Annotated in this window: 12 protein-coding genes; 8 read left to right on the forward strand and 4 right to left on the reverse strand. The window is 67.0% G+C overall.

Features of this window, described 5'->3' with window-relative positions; genetic code table 11:
- Nucleotides 1–127: 127 nt before the first annotated feature.
- A complete protein-coding gene (locus PW843_01780; protein MDE1145332.1) occupies nt 128–727 on the forward strand; it encodes a TetR/AcrR family transcriptional regulator in 600 nt (199 codons plus the stop codon).
- A 197-nt stretch (nt 728–924) separates the two neighbouring features.
- Here the strand turns inward: PW843_01780 and PW843_01785 are convergent, their stop codons facing one another.
- A complete protein-coding gene (locus PW843_01785) occupies nt 925–2,172 on the reverse strand; it encodes an aspartyl/asparaginyl beta-hydroxylase domain-containing protein (GenBank protein ID MDE1145333.1) in 1,248 nt (415 codons plus the stop codon).
- Between the two features lie 426 nt (nt 2,173–2,598).
- On the opposite strand from PW843_01785, the gene PW843_01790 reads away from it, so the two are divergent.
- Together PW843_01790 and PW843_01795 are read left to right on the forward strand one after the other, a co-directional pair.
- Nucleotides 2,599–5,544 carry a TonB-dependent receptor gene (locus PW843_01790; protein MDE1145334.1) on the forward strand — a complete coding sequence of 982 codons (2,946 nt, stop codon included), beginning with the start codon at nt 2,599–2,601 and terminating at the stop codon, nt 5,542–5,544.
- A gap of 139 nt (nt 5,545–5,683) precedes the next feature.
- Nucleotides 5,684–6,697 carry an NADP-dependent oxidoreductase gene (locus tag PW843_01795; protein ID MDE1145335.1) on the forward strand — a complete coding sequence of 338 codons (1,014 nt, stop codon included), beginning with the start codon at nt 5,684–5,686 and terminating at the stop codon, nt 6,695–6,697.
- A 56-nt stretch (nt 6,698–6,753) separates the two neighbouring features.
- Here the strand turns inward: PW843_01795 and PW843_01800 are convergent, their stop codons facing one another.
- The 3 genes from PW843_01800 to PW843_01810 all read right to left on the reverse strand — a co-directional run bounded on the left by PW843_01800 (nt 6,754) and on the right by PW843_01810 (nt 9,290).
- Nucleotides 6,754–7,185, reverse strand: a complete 432-nt coding sequence (locus PW843_01800) for a hypothetical protein (GenBank protein MDE1145336.1) — start codon at nt 7,183–7,185, stop codon at nt 6,754–6,756.
- Nucleotides 7,175–7,396 (reverse strand): hypothetical protein, encoded by a 222-nt coding sequence (locus PW843_01805; GenBank protein ID MDE1145337.1) that lies wholly within the window; start codon nt 7,394–7,396, stop codon nt 7,175–7,177. The genes PW843_01800 and PW843_01805 overlap by 11 nt, the downstream gene beginning before the upstream one ends.
- Nucleotides 7,397–8,324: 928 nt before the next feature.
- Nucleotides 8,325–9,290 (reverse strand): HD domain-containing protein, encoded by a 966-nt coding sequence (locus tag PW843_01810; GenBank protein ID MDE1145338.1) that lies wholly within the window; start codon nt 9,288–9,290, stop codon nt 8,325–8,327.
- A 275-nt stretch (nt 9,291–9,565) separates the two neighbouring features.
- Between PW843_01810 and PW843_01815 the strand changes: the two genes are divergently transcribed.
- The 5 genes from PW843_01815 (at nt 9,566) to PW843_01835 (ending at nt 15,872) form a co-directional block, all read left to right on the forward strand.
- Complete coding sequence (locus PW843_01815) at nt 9,566–10,093, forward strand: DUF1453 family protein (GenBank protein ID MDE1145339.1); 528 nt, start codon at nt 9,566–9,568, stop codon at nt 10,091–10,093.
- 77 nt (nt 10,094–10,170) lie between these two features.
- Nucleotides 10,171–10,875: an MBL fold metallo-hydrolase gene (locus PW843_01820; GenBank protein ID MDE1145340.1), complete on the forward strand. Its 705-nt coding sequence runs from the start codon at nt 10,171–10,173 to the stop codon at nt 10,873–10,875.
- Between the two features lie 40 nt (nt 10,876–10,915).
- Nucleotides 10,916–13,015 (forward strand): tetratricopeptide repeat protein, encoded by a 2,100-nt coding sequence (locus PW843_01825; protein MDE1145341.1) that lies wholly within the window; start codon nt 10,916–10,918, stop codon nt 13,013–13,015.
- 316 nt (nt 13,016–13,331) lie between these two features.
- Nucleotides 13,332–13,982, forward strand: coding sequence for a hypothetical protein (locus PW843_01830; protein MDE1145342.1), 651 nt, complete (start codon nt 13,332–13,334; stop codon nt 13,980–13,982).
- 150 nt (nt 13,983–14,132) lie between these two features.
- On the forward strand, nt 14,133–15,872 hold the full coding sequence (locus PW843_01835; protein MDE1145343.1) for a tetratricopeptide repeat-containing glycosyltransferase family protein: 1,740 nt from the start codon (nt 14,133–14,135) through the stop codon (nt 15,870–15,872).
- Nucleotides 15,873–15,883 lie beyond the last annotated feature (11 nt).

The following is a 15,883-nucleotide window of genomic DNA, read 5'->3' on the forward strand; positions in this document are numbered from 1 at the left end:
AAAATTGAACTGTACGGTTCAGTTATAAGAATGATACGGCTTGATGTGCCCCGGCCGATCAAGGCAAGGTCGCGCCTGCGAAGCGGCGCCAACCCGCAGCCCATTTCCTGAGGATCCCGATACCGACATGAAGGTGAAGACCGAAGCCCGGCGACAGGCCATCCTGGCCGCCGCCAGCGCCCTGTTCCAGGAGGTGGGGTTCACCGCCGCGTCCATGTCGGAATTGGCCAGCCGCCTCGGCGGGTCCAAGGCGACGCTCTACGGCTATTTCCGGTCGAAGGAAGAGCTGTTCGTGGCGGTGATGGCGGATGCCGCCGGCGACATGAAGCAGGGGGCGTTCAAGTCCCTGAACCCCGACAAGGACGTCGGGGAAACGCTGCGGCGGTTCGGCCGCATCTATCTGGATTTCATCCTGTCGCCCTGGGCCATCTCCGTGCGGCGCATGACGGTAGCGGAGGCGCAACGGTCCGACGTGGGGCGCCTGCTGTATGAAAACGGCCCCAAGATCGGCTGGGGACTGTTCGCGGAGTATTTGACGGCGTTGATGGACCGGGGCCGCCTGCGCCCTGACGACGCCGACCGGGCGGCCGCGCATTTCCGCGCCCTGGTGGAGGCGGAGCACGTGGACGCCGTGCTGCTGGACATCCGGCCCAAGCCGGATGAGGCCGCCATCAGCCTGGCGGTGGACGCGGCCGTGGACGTGTTCCTGCGCAGCTACACTGTTTAAGTCCCTCAAGCGGCGGGCGCCGCCATCCGGCGGCTTGCCTGATCCTCGATTTCTGGTCCGCTGATGCTTCCCAGAAATCTCCGGCGGTCCCGGTCGGGGCCTACAGCAGCATGCCCCCCATGCCGCTGGTTGTTTCATTCGGCACCCTTTGGCGCCCCCGGAACCGTCAGTCCATCAACATTTTAAAGACCTGAAACCTAGAGGCTGGAGAACCCCCCGCCGCCGGACGGCTTGGCCGGTGTCAGGGGGGTGGCGCCGAAGCCGCCGGACGGCTGGTCCGCCTGGAAATCGTCCATGGCCGACATGACATGGGCGATGAAATCCCGTTCCGCCGCCGACAGGCGCGGGCTCCAGATATCGAAAATCATGACCACGCGCACCTGGTCACCGTCGTTCCAGGCCTCATGCTCGATGGTGTCGTCGAAGGCCCAGGCCACCCCCATCTGCCATTCCCGCGTCTCATTGCCCACGCGGAAGCCGCAACCGGGCGGCACCACCAGCGGCAGGTGCACCACCAGGCGGGTGTTGGCGACGCCGGTATGCGGCGGTATGCGGGTGCGGGGCTTCAGGACCGAGAACATGGCCGCCGGCGACCGCCGAATCATGCGCGGCTGCGGCATCTGTTCCAGCACGGCCATGGCTTTCGGGCAACGGTCGGCGTTGCCCGGAACCGGCACACCATGCTGCAACAAATGAAAGGCGCTCCACCGCGGGGAGTGGTTCAGCTCCGCCCATTGGTCCATCGGCCGGTCGTCGCGATAGTCGATATAGGGCACGAAGGCGCCGGCCAGCGCCTGTTCCGCCAGCACGGCCTCCAGTTCCCGACGGATGTCGGCGGTCGCGGCCTCCAGCGTCGGCAGCCAGGGGCATTCGTCACGATCGTAGAACTCGATCGCCGGCATGTCGGGATAGTGATAATGCGTCGGCTGCTGGGTGTAGATCTTGCGGCGGCCCAGCAACTGGTCGGTGAAGAACGTCATGCGCCGGGCGTCGGCACTGCTGCCCCGGGCCGCCCCCTGGTCCACCACCGGACGCAGGAAATCCGCCATTTCCTGGATGTAGGTCGCATGGGCGGCGCGGGCCTGGGCCAGGGCCCGCTGAGTCGGGGGATCCAGGTTCTCCTGCGTCTCTCCCAGGGTGACGGCGATGCCATAGGCCTCACCCGCCTCGCGCTTGCGTCCCATGGCCTGCAATAGCGACGCGCGCATCAGCAGGCCCATGAACAACCGCGGCTCCAGCGACAGGGCATGGTCCACCGCCGCCAGGGCGTCGGCGTGGCGGCCCATGGCGCGCCGGGCGGCGGCCAGATTCAGCCACAGGGACAATTCCCGCGGCGATTGCCGCAGCGCGTCCTGCAGAATGGCCTGCGCCTCCGCGTAATTGCCTGATTTCATTGCCGCCATAGCCGCCGCATTGGACCGCTGGGCCGGAACGTCAGGCTGCATCGCCACTCCCCGTTGAAAAGATTTTGCCACCCCCATGGCACCATAACTTTGGCCGCAATGCTAGCGATGTAAGGCCTAAGCCATTGGAAACAGGCTTATTTGCAGAATCATTCTGCAATTGATCCAGCGACAATCATCGCGATTGCACACAATATTCATCACATGAAATAAATAAATTATACGCCTGTTACCAACGAGTTACTAAAATAACGATGCTTTATTAATATTAAGTGTCACTGAAACGTGACATTGACTCCAGATGTAACGGACTTTTATCGCCTTTAGTTGACGCTAGATTTTCACTCCTCAAAAACTCTGCTCCAAGCGACCCGGCGCCCACGGGGCATTTCAAGCGCGGGATTGTCGGTCGTGACCGTCGCAGCGCCATTTTCATGGCGGTTGGTTGGAGACAAGAAGTTGAAGAAAATGACAAACCGGGGACGTTTGCTCACGTCGACCATCCTGCTCAGCACCCTGTCCGCCGGGCTCATAGCCGGACAGGCCGCGGCGCAAAGCGCCGACAGTAGCGATATGCAAGAAATCGTCGTCACAGGTTCACGCATCAAGCAGGCGGCGAACCTGACCAGCGACAGTCCGATCACCACGGTCGGCCAGAAGGAAATGCAGTTCCAGGGCACGACCAACGTCGAAACCCTGCTGAACAACCTGCCGGGCGTCACCGCCGACCAGACGCAAGGCGTATCCAACGGTGCCAGCGGCACCGCCACGATCAACCTGCGCAACCTGGGCGCCTCGCGCACCCTGGTGCTGATCGACGGCCGCCGCATGGTGGGCGGTGATCCCAGCTATCCCTACACCGACGTGAACTTCATCCCGGCGGCGCTGGTGGAAAGCGTGGACGTGGTGACGGGCGGCGCCTCCGCCGTCTACGGTTCCGACGCCGTGGCCGGTGTCGTGAACTTCAAGATGAAGCGCGATTTCGAAGGCGTGAAGGTCGACTACCAGCTGTCGGCCGCCCAGCACGACAACAACAACAAGGAAGCCGACACCGCGCTGAAGAACTTCGGCCTGTCCGTCCCGGGCAGCCAGTTCGACGGTTTCGTGCGCGACAGTTCCTTCATCATCGGCGCCAACGCCCCGAACAACAAGGGCAACGTCACCGCCTACGCCACGTACCGCTGGACGGAACCGGTGAAGCAGTCCAGCCGCGACTGGTCCGCCTGTTCCATGTCCGTGTCGGGCGACACCAACGACACGCACGTCTGCCAGGGTTCCAGCAACAACCTGTACGGCGACTTCAAGACCAATGGCTCGGGCACCGGCTATGCGCTGAACCCCAACGGCACCTCCACCTTCGTGCCGTACACCAACGCGCTGTCGTTCAACTACGGCCCGTACAACTACCTGCAGCGCCAGGACGAGCGCTACACCGGCGGCGCCTTCGCGCACTATGAAATCAGCCCGGCGTTCGACGTCTACACCGATTTCATGTTCATGACCGACCACACCCGGGCGCAGATCGCCTCGTCGGCCATCTTCAATTCCGCGCTGTACAACATCAACTGCGACAATCCGCTGATGTCGGAGTCGGAAGCGTCGACGCTGTGCGGCGCCAACGCCGGCACCAGCGCCAACTGGTCGGGCACCATCGGCCTGCGCTTCGCCGGCGACGACAAGGCGCGTTACGACGACATCACCCACACCGACTACCGCTTCGTCATCGGCACCAAGGGCGACCTGGGCGGCGGCTGGAGCTACGACGTCTACGCCCAGCATTCCGAGACGCTGTACAGCGAGCATTACGAGAACGACGTCTCCATCTCCAAGGTCCAGAAGGCCCTGGACGTCGTGAACGTCAACGGTGTGGCCACCTGCCAGTCCGTCGTCGATGGTACCGACGCGAACTGCGTGCCGCTGAACATCTTCTCCACCAACGGCATCAGCCAGGCCGCCTGGAACTACATCAGCACGTCGTCCTTCAAGGAAGGCAGCGTCACCCAGGACGTGGTCAGTGGTTCCGTCACCGGCGACTTCGGCGAATTCGGCCTGCAAAGCCCGTTCGCCAAGAACCCCATCGCCATCGCCGTGGGCACGGAATACCGCAAGGAAAGCCTGAACCTGAAGGTGGACGAGGAAAATTCCTCGGGCGACCTGGCCGGTTCCGGCGGCGCCACCGAGAACTCCTCCGGCGCCTATGACGTCAAGGAACTGTACGGCGAAATGCGCATCCCGCTGGTGCAGGGTGTGGATTGGGTGAAGGACCTGTCGCTGGACACCGGCTACCGCTGGTCCGACTACAGCTCCTCCGGCAAGGTCGACAGCTGGAAGATCAGCCTGGACTACGCGCCCATCAGCGACGTCAGCTTCCGCGGCGGCTTCAACCGCGCCGTCCGCGCGCCCAGCATCCTGGAACTGTACTCCACCCAGACCGTCGGCCTGACCTCGGCGTCGGATCCCTGCTCGGGCTCCAGCCCGTCGGCCACCCTGGCCCAGTGCTCCCGCACCGGCGTGACCGCCGCCCAGTACGGCACCATCGCCGAATGCACGTCCTCGCAGTGCAACGTCGAGACCGGCGGCAACACCGCGCTGAAGCCGGAAACCGCCGACACCTGGACCGTCGGCACCGTCATCACCCCGACCTTCCTGCGCAACTTCTCCGCCACCATCGACTACTTCGACATCCGGGTGACCGACCTGATCGGCACGCTGTCGGCGTCGTCGGTGATGAGCCAGTGCCTGAACACCGGTGACAGCTACTACTGCAGCCTGATCCATCGCGCCAGCAACGGCAGCCTGGCGCTGACCGGCGGCTATATCGTCGATACCGAGATGAACACCGGCTACCTGGATGAGCAGGGTGTGGACTTCGGCATCAACTACATGCTGGACCTGGAAGACCTGAACATCCAGGACAAGGGTTCGGTGTCCTTCCAGTTCAACGGCACCTGGCTGGCCAACTACCTGATCCAGCAGCAGCCGGGCGAGCAGGCCTACAACTGTAAGGGCCTGTTCGGCGTGACCTGCGGCCAGCCCACCCCGATGTGGCGCCACACCTTCCGCGTCACCTGGGAGACCCCGTGGAACTTCAACCTGTCGGGTAACTGGCGCTACATCAGCGGCGTGAAGCTGGACCAGAACACCGCCAACTCCATCCTGGCCGGCGACTACGACAAGGCAGACGGCCGCATCAACTCCTACAGCTACTTCGACCTGGCCATGACCGCCAACGTCTACGACCACTACACGGTCCGGTTCGGCGTCAACAACCTGTTCGACAAGGACCCGCCCATCCTGGACAGCAACATCTACGGCGTGTCCGGCACCAGCAACTACGGCAACGGCAACACCTTCCCGGGTATCTACGACACCCTGGGCCGGACGTTCTTCCTGGGCGTCACCGCCGACTTCTGACAGCGCATCCAAGTCAGTCTTCATGGAAACGGCGGGTCCCAGGGCCCGCCGTTTTCTTTTTGCGGACTTTAAGGTTAGGATCCGGTCCGCGTCAGCCAAGGCCGGGGCACACCGGCCAATCGAGACGGGAGGACATCCCATGAGCACCCCCATCAACCACCAGATCCGCCTGGCGGCGCGGCCCGTCGGCCTGCCCACGCCGGACGGCTGGCAGCACACGGAAGAACCGGCGGTCCTGCCCGCCGAGGGCGAGGTGCTGGTACAGACCCTGTACCTGTCCCTGGATCCGGCCATGCGCGGCTGGATGAACGAGGGCAAGTCCTACATCCCGCCCGTCGAGCTGGGTGCAGTGATGCGCGCGGGCGGCGTCGGCCGCGTGATCGCTTCGGCCAGTGCCGCCTTCAAGCCGGGCGACCATGTCAGCGGCGCCCTGGGCGTGCAGGAATACGCGACCCTGTCGGCCAAGGCCCTGACCCGGGTCGATCCGGACCTGGCCCCGCTGCCGGTGCACCTGGGCGCCCTGGGCATGCCGGGCATGACCGCCTATTTCGGATTGCTGGACGTGGGCCAGCCCCAGCCCGGCGACACGGTGGTGGTGTCGGCCGCCACCGGGGCGGTGGGCGCCGTGGTCGGCCAGATTGCCCGGATCAAGGGCTGCCGCACCGTGGCCATCGCCGGCGGCGCCGACAAATGCCGGTACGCCGTGGAAACGCTGGGTTACGACGCCGCCATCGACTACAAGGCCGGCGACATCCGCCGGGAATTGCGCACCCACGCGCCCAAGGGCGTGGACGTCTATTTCGACAATGTCGGTGGGGACATCCTGGAGGCGGTGCTGGCGCAATTGGCGCGCAAGGCCCGCATCGTCATCTGCGGTGCTATTTCCCAGTACAACAACACGACGGCGATGAAGGGACCGGCCAATTACCTGTCGTTGCTGGTGAACCGCGCCCGCATGGAAGGCATGGTGGTGTTCGATTATGCCGACCGTTATCCGGTGGCGGTCGCGGACATCGCCGCCTGGATCAGGCAAGGCCAGCTGGTCACGCGTGAGGACGTGGCGGAGGGCGGCGTGGCCGCCTTCCATGACACGCTGCTGCGGCTGTTCAGCGGGGCCAACTTCGGCAAGCTGGTGCTGAAGGTCGCGGACTAAGGGGAAGAAGCGCGCCCCGGCGGCCAGACGGCCGCCGGGGGTCGCGACTTAAAGGATCAGGCCGAGGCCGACGCCCAGGAGGCGCCCGCGTTGGTCCGGCCGGACGCCGGCGCGGCATCGCGTTCATCGACGATGGGAACGGCCTGCACGATGATGGTGTTCAGGGTGCGGCACAAGGTGCGGCCCCGTTCCGTCAGGTGCAGGGTGCGGACCCGATTGTCGTGGTGCAGGGTGCGCGCCTCGACCAGATCGGAGGCGCGGTTGCCGAAGCCCGTGGAGAGGCGGGCGACGATACGCGACACCGTGTGCGGCTGGGCCCGCAACAGCATGCCCAGTTCGCGCAGGCTGATGCCCTCGTTCTCGCAGATGTAGAGGAAGCCGCAGGCCTCCAGCAGCGAAAACTGCTCATCCACCGACCGCATGGCCTCAAGGGCCGCCAGGGGGGCGCTACGCTGCCGGTGGCGGCCGTCGTTCTGATTAGCTGTCATATTGATGCATGTTCCCCGTGTTGGAGGCTAGGCGCAGAGACGGTCGCACCTGCGAGGCTGCGCGCTGCTTAACCTGCGAGAACGTGAGGTTGGCTTGGGGGTACGTGGTCATGATCGGTTCGAACAGGCTGCGGATCGCCGCCTGATGATCCCCGGCCGCCACGAAATCCTCGGCCTCCACTTCAATGACGATGACGCTTTTGATCTTCATTTCTGCCAATTCCACTTTTTTGGTTCCTTTGCCCCGGTCGGGTACCCCGTCCCGGCGACCCAAGGATCTGCCCGAATTCGCCATCCGCCCGACTGGCCCAGCTTTCCTGGCTCCCGGGGTGGGGTCATCACCCCGCCATGGTTGCCAAATCAACTTAGGCCATTCGTTAAAATGGCACCCATACGCGCTCGGGCCCAACACACCGATGCAAAAATGCAAACAACCTTAACGACTGCGACAAAAACGCGCTTGTCACAGGCGGCGCCCCTCGACACTTCGGTCGCCCCGCCGCCCAGGGCGACAGGAATAGGTGCGCTTTTGTCGGTTATACGGACGGGCGTGGGAAAGCTGTCGCTTGCAAGAACGATTAACGTGTCGATTTTGTCAGGCGCGGAAGGGAACCCCTCATCAGGGCGAGATCGGGGGCCCATCCAAAGGGCTGTTCCACCCCTCTATAACGGCCGTTCCTGGCGGCTGCCTGACAAACCAAAGAAAGCGGGCGGAACATGCCGGGGCGCCAATCCCGGTGGGGATCTTCCCCTGCCCCCAACAGGGCCGGCGAATAACCGTCAGGCAGCCTAGCGCCCGGCCGTCACCAGCGCCAATCCCCTATTCCGCCTAGGAAATCGGGCTGCGGCAAAGAGACCGGGAACATTCCCATGCCACTGATTTTCGCCACCATCGGCCTTCCTGTCGCTGCCATCGGCGGCGGCTGTCGTCCGCCGGATGCGGGCATGGGTGGGCCGCCTGCGGGGACGCCCTGGCGACAGACAGGGATCTGTAGGGGACGTTGAAGATGGGCGGGGGCAGCAAAGCAGCCATGCATCCGCATGGGAAAAGCGCGCGACGCCCACTGCGGGAAATGGGAAAGGGAAGGCGGCTCCGCAGCCCCTTGCCCCTTCTTCATGTGTGCTCTGCCTTGAAGCCTTCAGGAAACGACGCGGAAGCCGGGCCGCCGGGCGGGGCTTTCCCATTCCATCGCCATTTCCGCACCCTCATCCTCCTCCTCGACCTGCGTCAGGTTGCGGTCGCGGATGGCGACGAAGTCCTGGAGATTGGCCAGGAACAGGCGAACCAGCGCGGGGTCGAACTGCCGGCCGGCGCCGTCGTTCAGGTGATCCAGCACGCGGACCAGCGGCCAGGCTTCCTTGTAGGGCCGTACGGACATCAGGGCGTCGAACACATCGACCAGGCAGACGATGCGGCCGGACACGGGAATGCTGTTGCCCTTGAGCGCGCGGGGATAACCCTCGCCGTCCCAGCGTTCGTGGTGGCTGAGCGCCACCTCCGCCGCCAGATCCAGCAGGGGCAGGCCGCTGCCCATCAGGATGCCGGCGCCGATGGTGGTATGGGTCCTCATCACATCCCATTCCTGCGCATCCAGGGGACCAGGCTTCAGCAGGATGGCGTCAGGAATGCCGATCTTGCCCACGTCATGCAGGGGGGCCGCCAGCGCCAGCTGATCGGCGAAATCCTGGTCGGTGCCGGCCAGCAGGGCCAGGTGACGGGCCATCTGGCCCACGCGGTTGGTATGGCAGGCGGTCTCGTTATCGCGCATGGCGCTGGCGGTGCGCAGGCGCTGGATCATCTGCGACTGCACCTGGTCCAGCCGGGCGTGCGCGTCGATCAACTGCACTTCGGAACGGCGGCGGCGCGCCACTTCGGTCGCCAGGATGCGGCTGAGCACCGTCAGCCGGTCGCCCTTGCCCGCGACCGGAGCCTGGGCCGGGCGGCTGGTGCGGGCCAGCGCCCGACGGCGCAGAAGCAGGGCGACGAAGGCGGTGACGGCCAAGGTGGCGGTCAGCAGTGCCGGCATTGAAGCGCCCAACTGCCCCACCTGTTCCAGGGCCTCGCCCACCGGCGCCGCACCCGACAGCATCAAACCGATATCCATGAGCCCGCTCCTCAATCTTCGGTTCCAGTCTGCCGGCCTAGTCCTTAAGGCTTTGCTACCAGGCACGAAGACATATGCCGAAAGTCAGCCATCACCCGTGGTAATCCTTAGGACTCAGGACGGCCCCTCAGGTTTTGTTTGCGGGTGCGGAAAACTTCGCCAGGATAAGGCCGGCCGCTTTTCATGGACCCGCCGGCCGGAGACTCCGGCCCTGGGGCGCAATTCCTTGACCATGGCCCGAACGTTCAGAGGAAGATCAAAAGATGCAGCCCTACATGCCGTATCTTTTCATGGCCGCGGCACTGTTGATCATGGTGCGGCGCACCCGTGTCTGGCGCCGGGTGCGCCCCCCCTTCCTGGCCATCGTGCCGTTGCTGCTGCTGGCGCTGGTGACCTTTTATGCCTGGGGTGCCGGGCATCTGGGACCGCACGTGACGCCACTGGGCTGGCTGGCCATCGCCGGCGGCCTGCTGGCGGGGGTGGGTTGCGGCGCCGTGATTGGCCGGCTGGTGCACCTGGCGCACGACCCCGACACCGGCCATGTCACCATGCGCCTGTCGCTGGTGGGCTTTGCCGTGCTGCTGGGATTGCTGGTCATCCGCCAGGCGGCGCGGCAGCTGGGCGTGGACCCCGCATCGACCGGCCCCGGCGCCGCCTTCAGCCTGATGTCCGACGTGCTGATCGCCGTGGCGCTGGGCACGGTGCTGAGCCGTCAATTCGTGTTGTGGCGCCGCTGGCGGGCGCTGGTCACCGCCCCTTCCCCCACCTCTGACACGGATACCGGCGACGCCGCCACCGCTTGAGGTCCGCCAATCCTGGATCTGGACCCGCCGGCGGGGTATGACGGATTCAGATTCATCCCAGGACCCGGAGGCCACCCATGCCGGACCAGACCGTTCCCCCCGCAGCGGATCAAGCCGCCGGCACGCCGCCGCTGAAGGTGGCCATCCTGCCGGTGACGTCGTTCCAGCAGAATTGCTCCATCCTGTGGTGCACGGCCACCCGCCGCGCCGCCGTGGTGGACCCCGGCGACGGCGTCCAGCAGATCCAGGAATTCCTGGCGCGCCAGTCGCTGACGCTGGAACGCATCCTGGTCACCCATGGCCATGTCGACCATGCCGCCGCCGTCGCCGACCTGATGGCCAAGACCGGCGTGCCGGTGGAGGGACCGGAACAGGAGGACAAGTTCTGGATCGACCGCCTGCCGGAAGACGGCGCCAAGTACGGCATGCTGCACGCCAAGTCCTTCACCCCCACCCGCTGGCTGAACGACGGCGACACGGTGACGGTGGGCGACCTGGTGCTGGACGTGCTGCATTGCCCGGGCCACACGCCCGGCCACGTCGTCTTCATCCACCAGCCGTCGCGCCTGGCCATCGTGGGCGACGTCATTTTCCAGGGGTCGATCGGCCGGACCGATTTTCCGCGCGGCGACCACGCCGCCCTGATCCGGTCCATCCGCGAAAAGCTGTTCCCCCTGGGCGACGACATCACCTTCCTGCCCGGCCACGGCCAACCGTCCACCTTCGGGCAGGAACGGCGCAACAACCCCTTCGTCTCCGACCGCGCGGTGGCCCGGGGCTGACCGCCCCGCCCTGAACCCGTCCGGTCCGGAAGGAAACCCCATGGCCAGCGTCGCCGAAGCCCTGAACGAGGCCCTGCGCCACCACCGCGACGGGGCGCTGGAACCGGCGGAGGTGCTGTACCGCCGCATCCTGGCGGCCGTGCCCGATCATGGCGACGCCCTGAACCTGCTGGCGGTGCTGTGCCTGCAGACACAGCGGGCGGCCGACGCCCTGGACCTGGCGACGCGGGCCACCGCGGCCAATCCTGGCGCGCCGTCCTTCCACGCCACCCGCGCCGATGCCGCCGCCATGGCCGGCCGGCCGGCGATTGAGGCGGAGGCCCTGGCCGCCGCGTTGAGCCTGGGCCCGACCGGTGCACCGGCCGCCGTGCTGCACCGCCGACGGGGACGCGCCCTGGCCGCATCGGGCGACGCCGCCGGCGCGGTGCAAGCCTTCCGCGCGGCGGCTGCGGCCATACCCGACGGTGCACCGGAGGCGATCGACATCCTGGACGACCTGGCCGTCATGCTGACCCGCACCGGTGACGGTGCCGAGGCGGAGGCCCGGTTCGCCGAAATCCTGCGCCTGCGGCCCGGCCATGCCGGCGCCACCCGCAACCTGGCCAGCCTGTGGCTGAACCGGGCGGCGGCGCACCTGGCGCAGGGGCAGGCGACTGAGGCGGCGGGACTGGCCCGCCGGGCGGCGGATCTGGATCCCAAAAGGCGGGAGGCCTGGGCGCGGCTGGGCCTGGCCTTGATGGCGCTGAACCGCCTGGGTGAGGCGGGCGACGCGCTGCGCCAGGCCGACGCGCTGACGGATCCGGCCGCGATGGATGAAGAGGCCACAGAAATCCTGATCAACCTGGGCTTCGTGGAAACCCGCCTGGGCCGTTTCGACGTGGCGGCGGCGGTCCTAGACCGCGCCCTGGCGCTGGCACCGGCAAGGCCCGAGGCCCTGAACCATCTGGGCATCCTGCACCATGCCCAGGGCCGGCTGGACGCGGCAGCGGCCGCGTTTCGGCGGGCCATGGCGGCCGGTCCGGCCGACCACCGCGCGCCGACCAACCTGGCCACGGTCCTGAAGGACCAGGGCGATGACGCGCAGGCGGAAACACTGTACGCCCAGGCGCTGGCCCTGGCGCCGGATGAGCCGGCCGTCCACTGGCAGCGCGCCCTGGCGCGGCTGATGGCCGGCGACTTCGCGGCGGGGTGGGCCGGTTATGAATGGCGTGGGCGGGCCGGCCAGGTGCCGCCGCCGGCCCCCGGCCTGGACCTGATCCCGGAATGGCGCGATCCGGGGATGGTCCCCCGGGGCCGCCTGCTGCTGCACGCCGAACAGGGCCACGGCGACACCCTGCAATTCGCCCGCTACGCTCCGCTGCTGGCCGCCGCCGGGGGCCCCACCAAGGTGGGCCTCATGGTGCAGCCGGCGCTGGCGCGCCTGATGACCGGCAGTTTCCCCGGTGTGACCGTCCTGCCGTCGGACACGGCGATCGATCCGGCCGATTGGGACATCCGCGCGCCGCTGATGGGCCTGCCCCACCGGCTGGGCACCACCCTGGACACCATCCCCGTCACCTGCCCCTATCTGGTGCCGCCGGCCGAAGCCGCCGCAACCTGGCGGGACCGGCTGGCGAGTATGGCGCCGGCGGGGGTGCGAAACGTGGGCCTGGTCTGGGCCGGCGACGCGCGGGAGGACGACCCGGTGTCCGCCCTGATCGACCGCCGGCGCAGCCTGCCGCTGACCGCGCTGGCGCCGCTGGGGCACACCGGCAGGGGAAACACACTGCGCTTCATCAGCCTGCAGAAGGGCCGCCCAGCCAGCCAGGCGTCGATGGCACCCTTCCCCCTGGTTGATTGGACGGCGGAGCTTGGGGACTTCGCCGACACCGCAGCCCTGGTCTCAAACCTGGATCTGGTGATCACCGTGGACACGGCGGTGGCCCATCTGGCCGGCGCGCTGGGCCGCCCGGTCTGGGTCCTGTCGCGGACCGATGGCTGCTGGCGCTGGTTGCGGAACCGGACGGACAGTCCCTGGTACCCCACCATGCGTTTGTACCGTCAGGCGGCGTGGGATGATTGGGGGGCCACCATCACCGAAGTGGCCGATGATCTTGCGGCCTTCACCCGCCTGCCGACGGGGCCCGCGCCACAGCCTTAAGGCGGTATTACGACCGTTCCATCACAACCCGGAATCGCGTGCCGGGTGCCATGCCACCCTATCCTAACGGTAGAGTTGCGAAAAAACTTTGGCGAACGGCGACAATTTTGTTAAAGTTCCACTTGAAAAACCAGCCGTGGCGTGATCCGCGGCTTCCCGACCACCGCCGAATCTGGCCTTTCCCCTTGGGAATCAGCCGGGTCCGTTGATGGGATAAGGGAACCGAACCGATGTTTTCCAAACGATCCATGACGCCCCTGCGTGGGGTGGCATGGGGAACGGCTGACCTTTGTCCCCCAACCAAGGACCGACGTCCATGGCATTGGATGGCGTATTAAGCGTAGGCGGCATTTATTCCCAGGCCACCAGTGGCATGGGCATAGGCGCGCTTGGCTATGGCGGGACCGACGCGGTCGCCGCCACCGCGGCAACGGCGGCCCAGGGCGCGACCGCGGCTATCGCGCACGCGGTGGCCCCCGCCTTCATCAGCCCCATCACCACCTATGACAGCCAGGCCGCCATCGCGGTGACGGAATTCCGTGACAGCGTGACCGGCGCGGTCGATTACCAGCTGCCCTCCCGCCAGGTGGTGGAACAGTACCGGCTGCGCGCCACGGGCGCCCCGCGTTACCAAGTGGGCGAAGGCCTGTTGCCGGGCGAAGTGGCCGGCAACACGACACTGCAAAAGACCGGACAGGGAACCACGTCCTCCGACGCCAGCGGCCAAGGTACGGCGAATTCCGGCTCAGGTTCCGGAACGCTGGGCTTTGGAACTCCAGGCACGACGACGGTTGCGACGACGGTCGCCGGCGCGTCCACGCCCGCCTTCGGCAGTGGCGGCAGCACCGGGTCCGGGACGGGCGGAAGCGCCGGTGGCAGTACGGGGGGTGGGTTGGTCAGCCCCACGGTCGCGGCTGTGACCCTGGGTGCCGCGGCCGCCTCCGTCGGCGTCAATCTGGTCGCCTGACTTCCCTTTTCGGCACGGACATTTTCGCCGCCCACCCCATGCCCGCGCGCGCCACCAGGCCCGTGCGGGTTTTGCGTTTTTGCTTTGAACCTCGGTCGGCAATTCTGCATCTGATGGGGACGAACAGCCCCATCCCAGGAACCGTACCCCATGGCCACTGTCGAGAAAGCGCTGAAGCTGGCGCTGGAGCATCGTGATGCCGGCCGCCTGGCGGACGCGATGGCGGTCCTGACGGAGGTCCTGCACTTGGCCCCCCCGGGCCACCCGCAAGTGGCGGAGGCGCGCCGCGCCCTGTCGCGCATCCTGGTCGGCCGGGCAGCCCCGCTGGCGGATGAGGGCCGCGCCGTGGAGGCCCTGCCGCTTTATCAACAGTCGGTGGCGGTGCTGCGTGACGGCGGTCTGCCACCGGAACCTGAGCTTTGGAACGGCCTGGGTGCCTGTCTGCTGCAGGCCAGGCGCGCGGATGAAGCGGCGGACGCCTTCCGTGGGGCGATCACCGCCGACCCCCGCTATGCCGAGGCTTATTCCAACCTGGGCAACGCCCTGAAGGCACTGAAGCAGTTGGACGCCGCCGTGGCCACCTATCGCAAGGCGCTGCAACTTTACCCCAATGCCGCCGAGATCCACACCAACCTGGGCACGGCGCTGGCGGAATTGAAACGTCCCGCCGAAGCGCTGGCCGCGTATGAAGAGGCGGTGCGCCTAAGCCCCGGCTTCGTCGGCGGCTGGCTGAATGTGGGCATGGGACGGCGGGCCATGGGCGACCTGGACGGCGCGGTCACCGCCTATCACCGAGCGCTGGCCCTGGACCCCGCCTTTTTCCGCGCCTGGACCGCGCTGGGGGTCAGCCTGTACGATTTGGGCCGGTTCGACGAGGCCATTGCCGCCGCCGAAAAGTCCCTGGCCCTGAAACCCGATGGTGTGGAGGCCAACTGGAACCTGGCGCTGGCGCAGCTGCTGCTGGGCCGATTCCAGGAGGGGTGGCCCCGCTATGAGTGGCGGCGCCACAGCCGCACCACCCCCCTGCGCACCTTCGACAGGCCGGACTGGAACGGCCAGCCCTTTCCCGGCCGCACCCTGCTGGTCCATGTCGAGCAGGGACTGGGCGACGTGCTGATGGCCGCGCGCTATCTGCCCCTGGCGGCCGCACTGGGCGGAAAGGTGGTGATGGAGGCGCCGCCGGAGTTGGCAAGCCTGCTGGCCAGCCTGACACGGACGGGAAATATCGAACTGGCGCCCACGGGCCGGGCCCTGCCGCCCTTCGACCTGCAATGCCCGATCATGAGCCTGCCCGGACTGTTCCGCGCCGGCCTGGCCCCCATCCCGGCCGACGTGCCTTATCTGGCGGTGGACGAGGCCCGGCGCGACCGCTGGCGGGGGCGGCTGGCGGGCACCACCAGCGGGGCCCTGAAGGTCGGGCTGGTCTGGGCCGGCAACCCCGGCTTCACCGGCGACCGCTGGCGCTCCCCCCGCCTGCCCGCCTTCGCGCCGGTGCTGGCGGTGCCGGGGGTGCATTTCTTCGGCCTGCAGATGGGCGACGGCCGCCGCGACCTGGACGGCACCCGCCTGCCCGATGCCTTCACCGACCTGGGCGCCGAGATCGGCGACATGGCCGATACCGCCGCCATCCTGGGCGAACTGGATCTGCTGATCAGTTCGTGCACCGCACCCGTGCACCTGGCGGGCGCCCTGGGCCGGCCGGTATGGGTGGTGCTGCCCCGGGCGCCGGACTGGCGCTGGGGCCTGGACCGGCCCGACAGCGCCTGGTATCCCACGGCCCGCCTGTACCGCCAGCCGGTCCGCGGCGATTGGGCGACGGTGATGAATGATGTGGCGGAAAATCTTTCCTGCCACGTTAAGGAAATGGCAAGGGATGGGGTGTATTTCTAAGACACCCCAAG

This window comes from Azospirillaceae bacterium, from assembly GCA_028283825.1.
GTDB lineage: Bacteria > Pseudomonadota > Alphaproteobacteria > Azospirillales > Azospirillaceae > Nitrospirillum.

What these genes read in the sequence shown, in the direction of transcription:
- PW843_01780 (MDE1145332.1), top strand. Translation starts at nt 128, where the DNA reads ATGAAGGTGAAGACCGAAGCCCGGCGACAGGCCATCCTGGCCGCCGCC.
- PW843_01785 (MDE1145333.1), bottom strand. Translation starts at nt 2,172, where the DNA reads ATGCAGCCTGACGTTCCGGCCCAGCGGTCCAATGCGGCGGCTATGGCG.
- PW843_01790 (MDE1145334.1), top strand. Translation starts at nt 2,599, where the DNA reads ATGACAAACCGGGGACGTTTGCTCACGTCGACCATCCTGCTCAGCACC.
- PW843_01795 (MDE1145335.1), top strand. Translation starts at nt 5,684, where the DNA reads ATGAGCACCCCCATCAACCACCAGATCCGCCTGGCGGCGCGGCCCGTC.
- PW843_01800 (MDE1145336.1), bottom strand. Translation starts at nt 7,185, where the DNA reads ATGACAGCTAATCAGAACGACGGCCGCCACCGGCAGCGTAGCGCCCCC.
- PW843_01805 (MDE1145337.1), bottom strand. Translation starts at nt 7,396, where the DNA reads ATGAAGATCAAAAGCGTCATCGTCATTGAAGTGGAGGCCGAGGATTTC.
- PW843_01810 (MDE1145338.1), bottom strand. Translation starts at nt 9,290, where the DNA reads ATGGATATCGGTTTGATGCTGTCGGGTGCGGCGCCGGTGGGCGAGGCC.
- PW843_01815 (MDE1145339.1), top strand. Translation starts at nt 9,566, where the DNA reads ATGCCGTATCTTTTCATGGCCGCGGCACTGTTGATCATGGTGCGGCGC.
- PW843_01820 (MDE1145340.1), top strand. Translation starts at nt 10,171, where the DNA reads ATGCCGGACCAGACCGTTCCCCCCGCAGCGGATCAAGCCGCCGGCACG.
- PW843_01825 (MDE1145341.1), top strand. Translation starts at nt 10,916, where the DNA reads ATGGCCAGCGTCGCCGAAGCCCTGAACGAGGCCCTGCGCCACCACCGC.
- PW843_01830 (MDE1145342.1), top strand. Translation starts at nt 13,332, where the DNA reads ATGGCATTGGATGGCGTATTAAGCGTAGGCGGCATTTATTCCCAGGCC.
- PW843_01835 (MDE1145343.1), top strand. Translation starts at nt 14,133, where the DNA reads ATGGCCACTGTCGAGAAAGCGCTGAAGCTGGCGCTGGAGCATCGTGAT.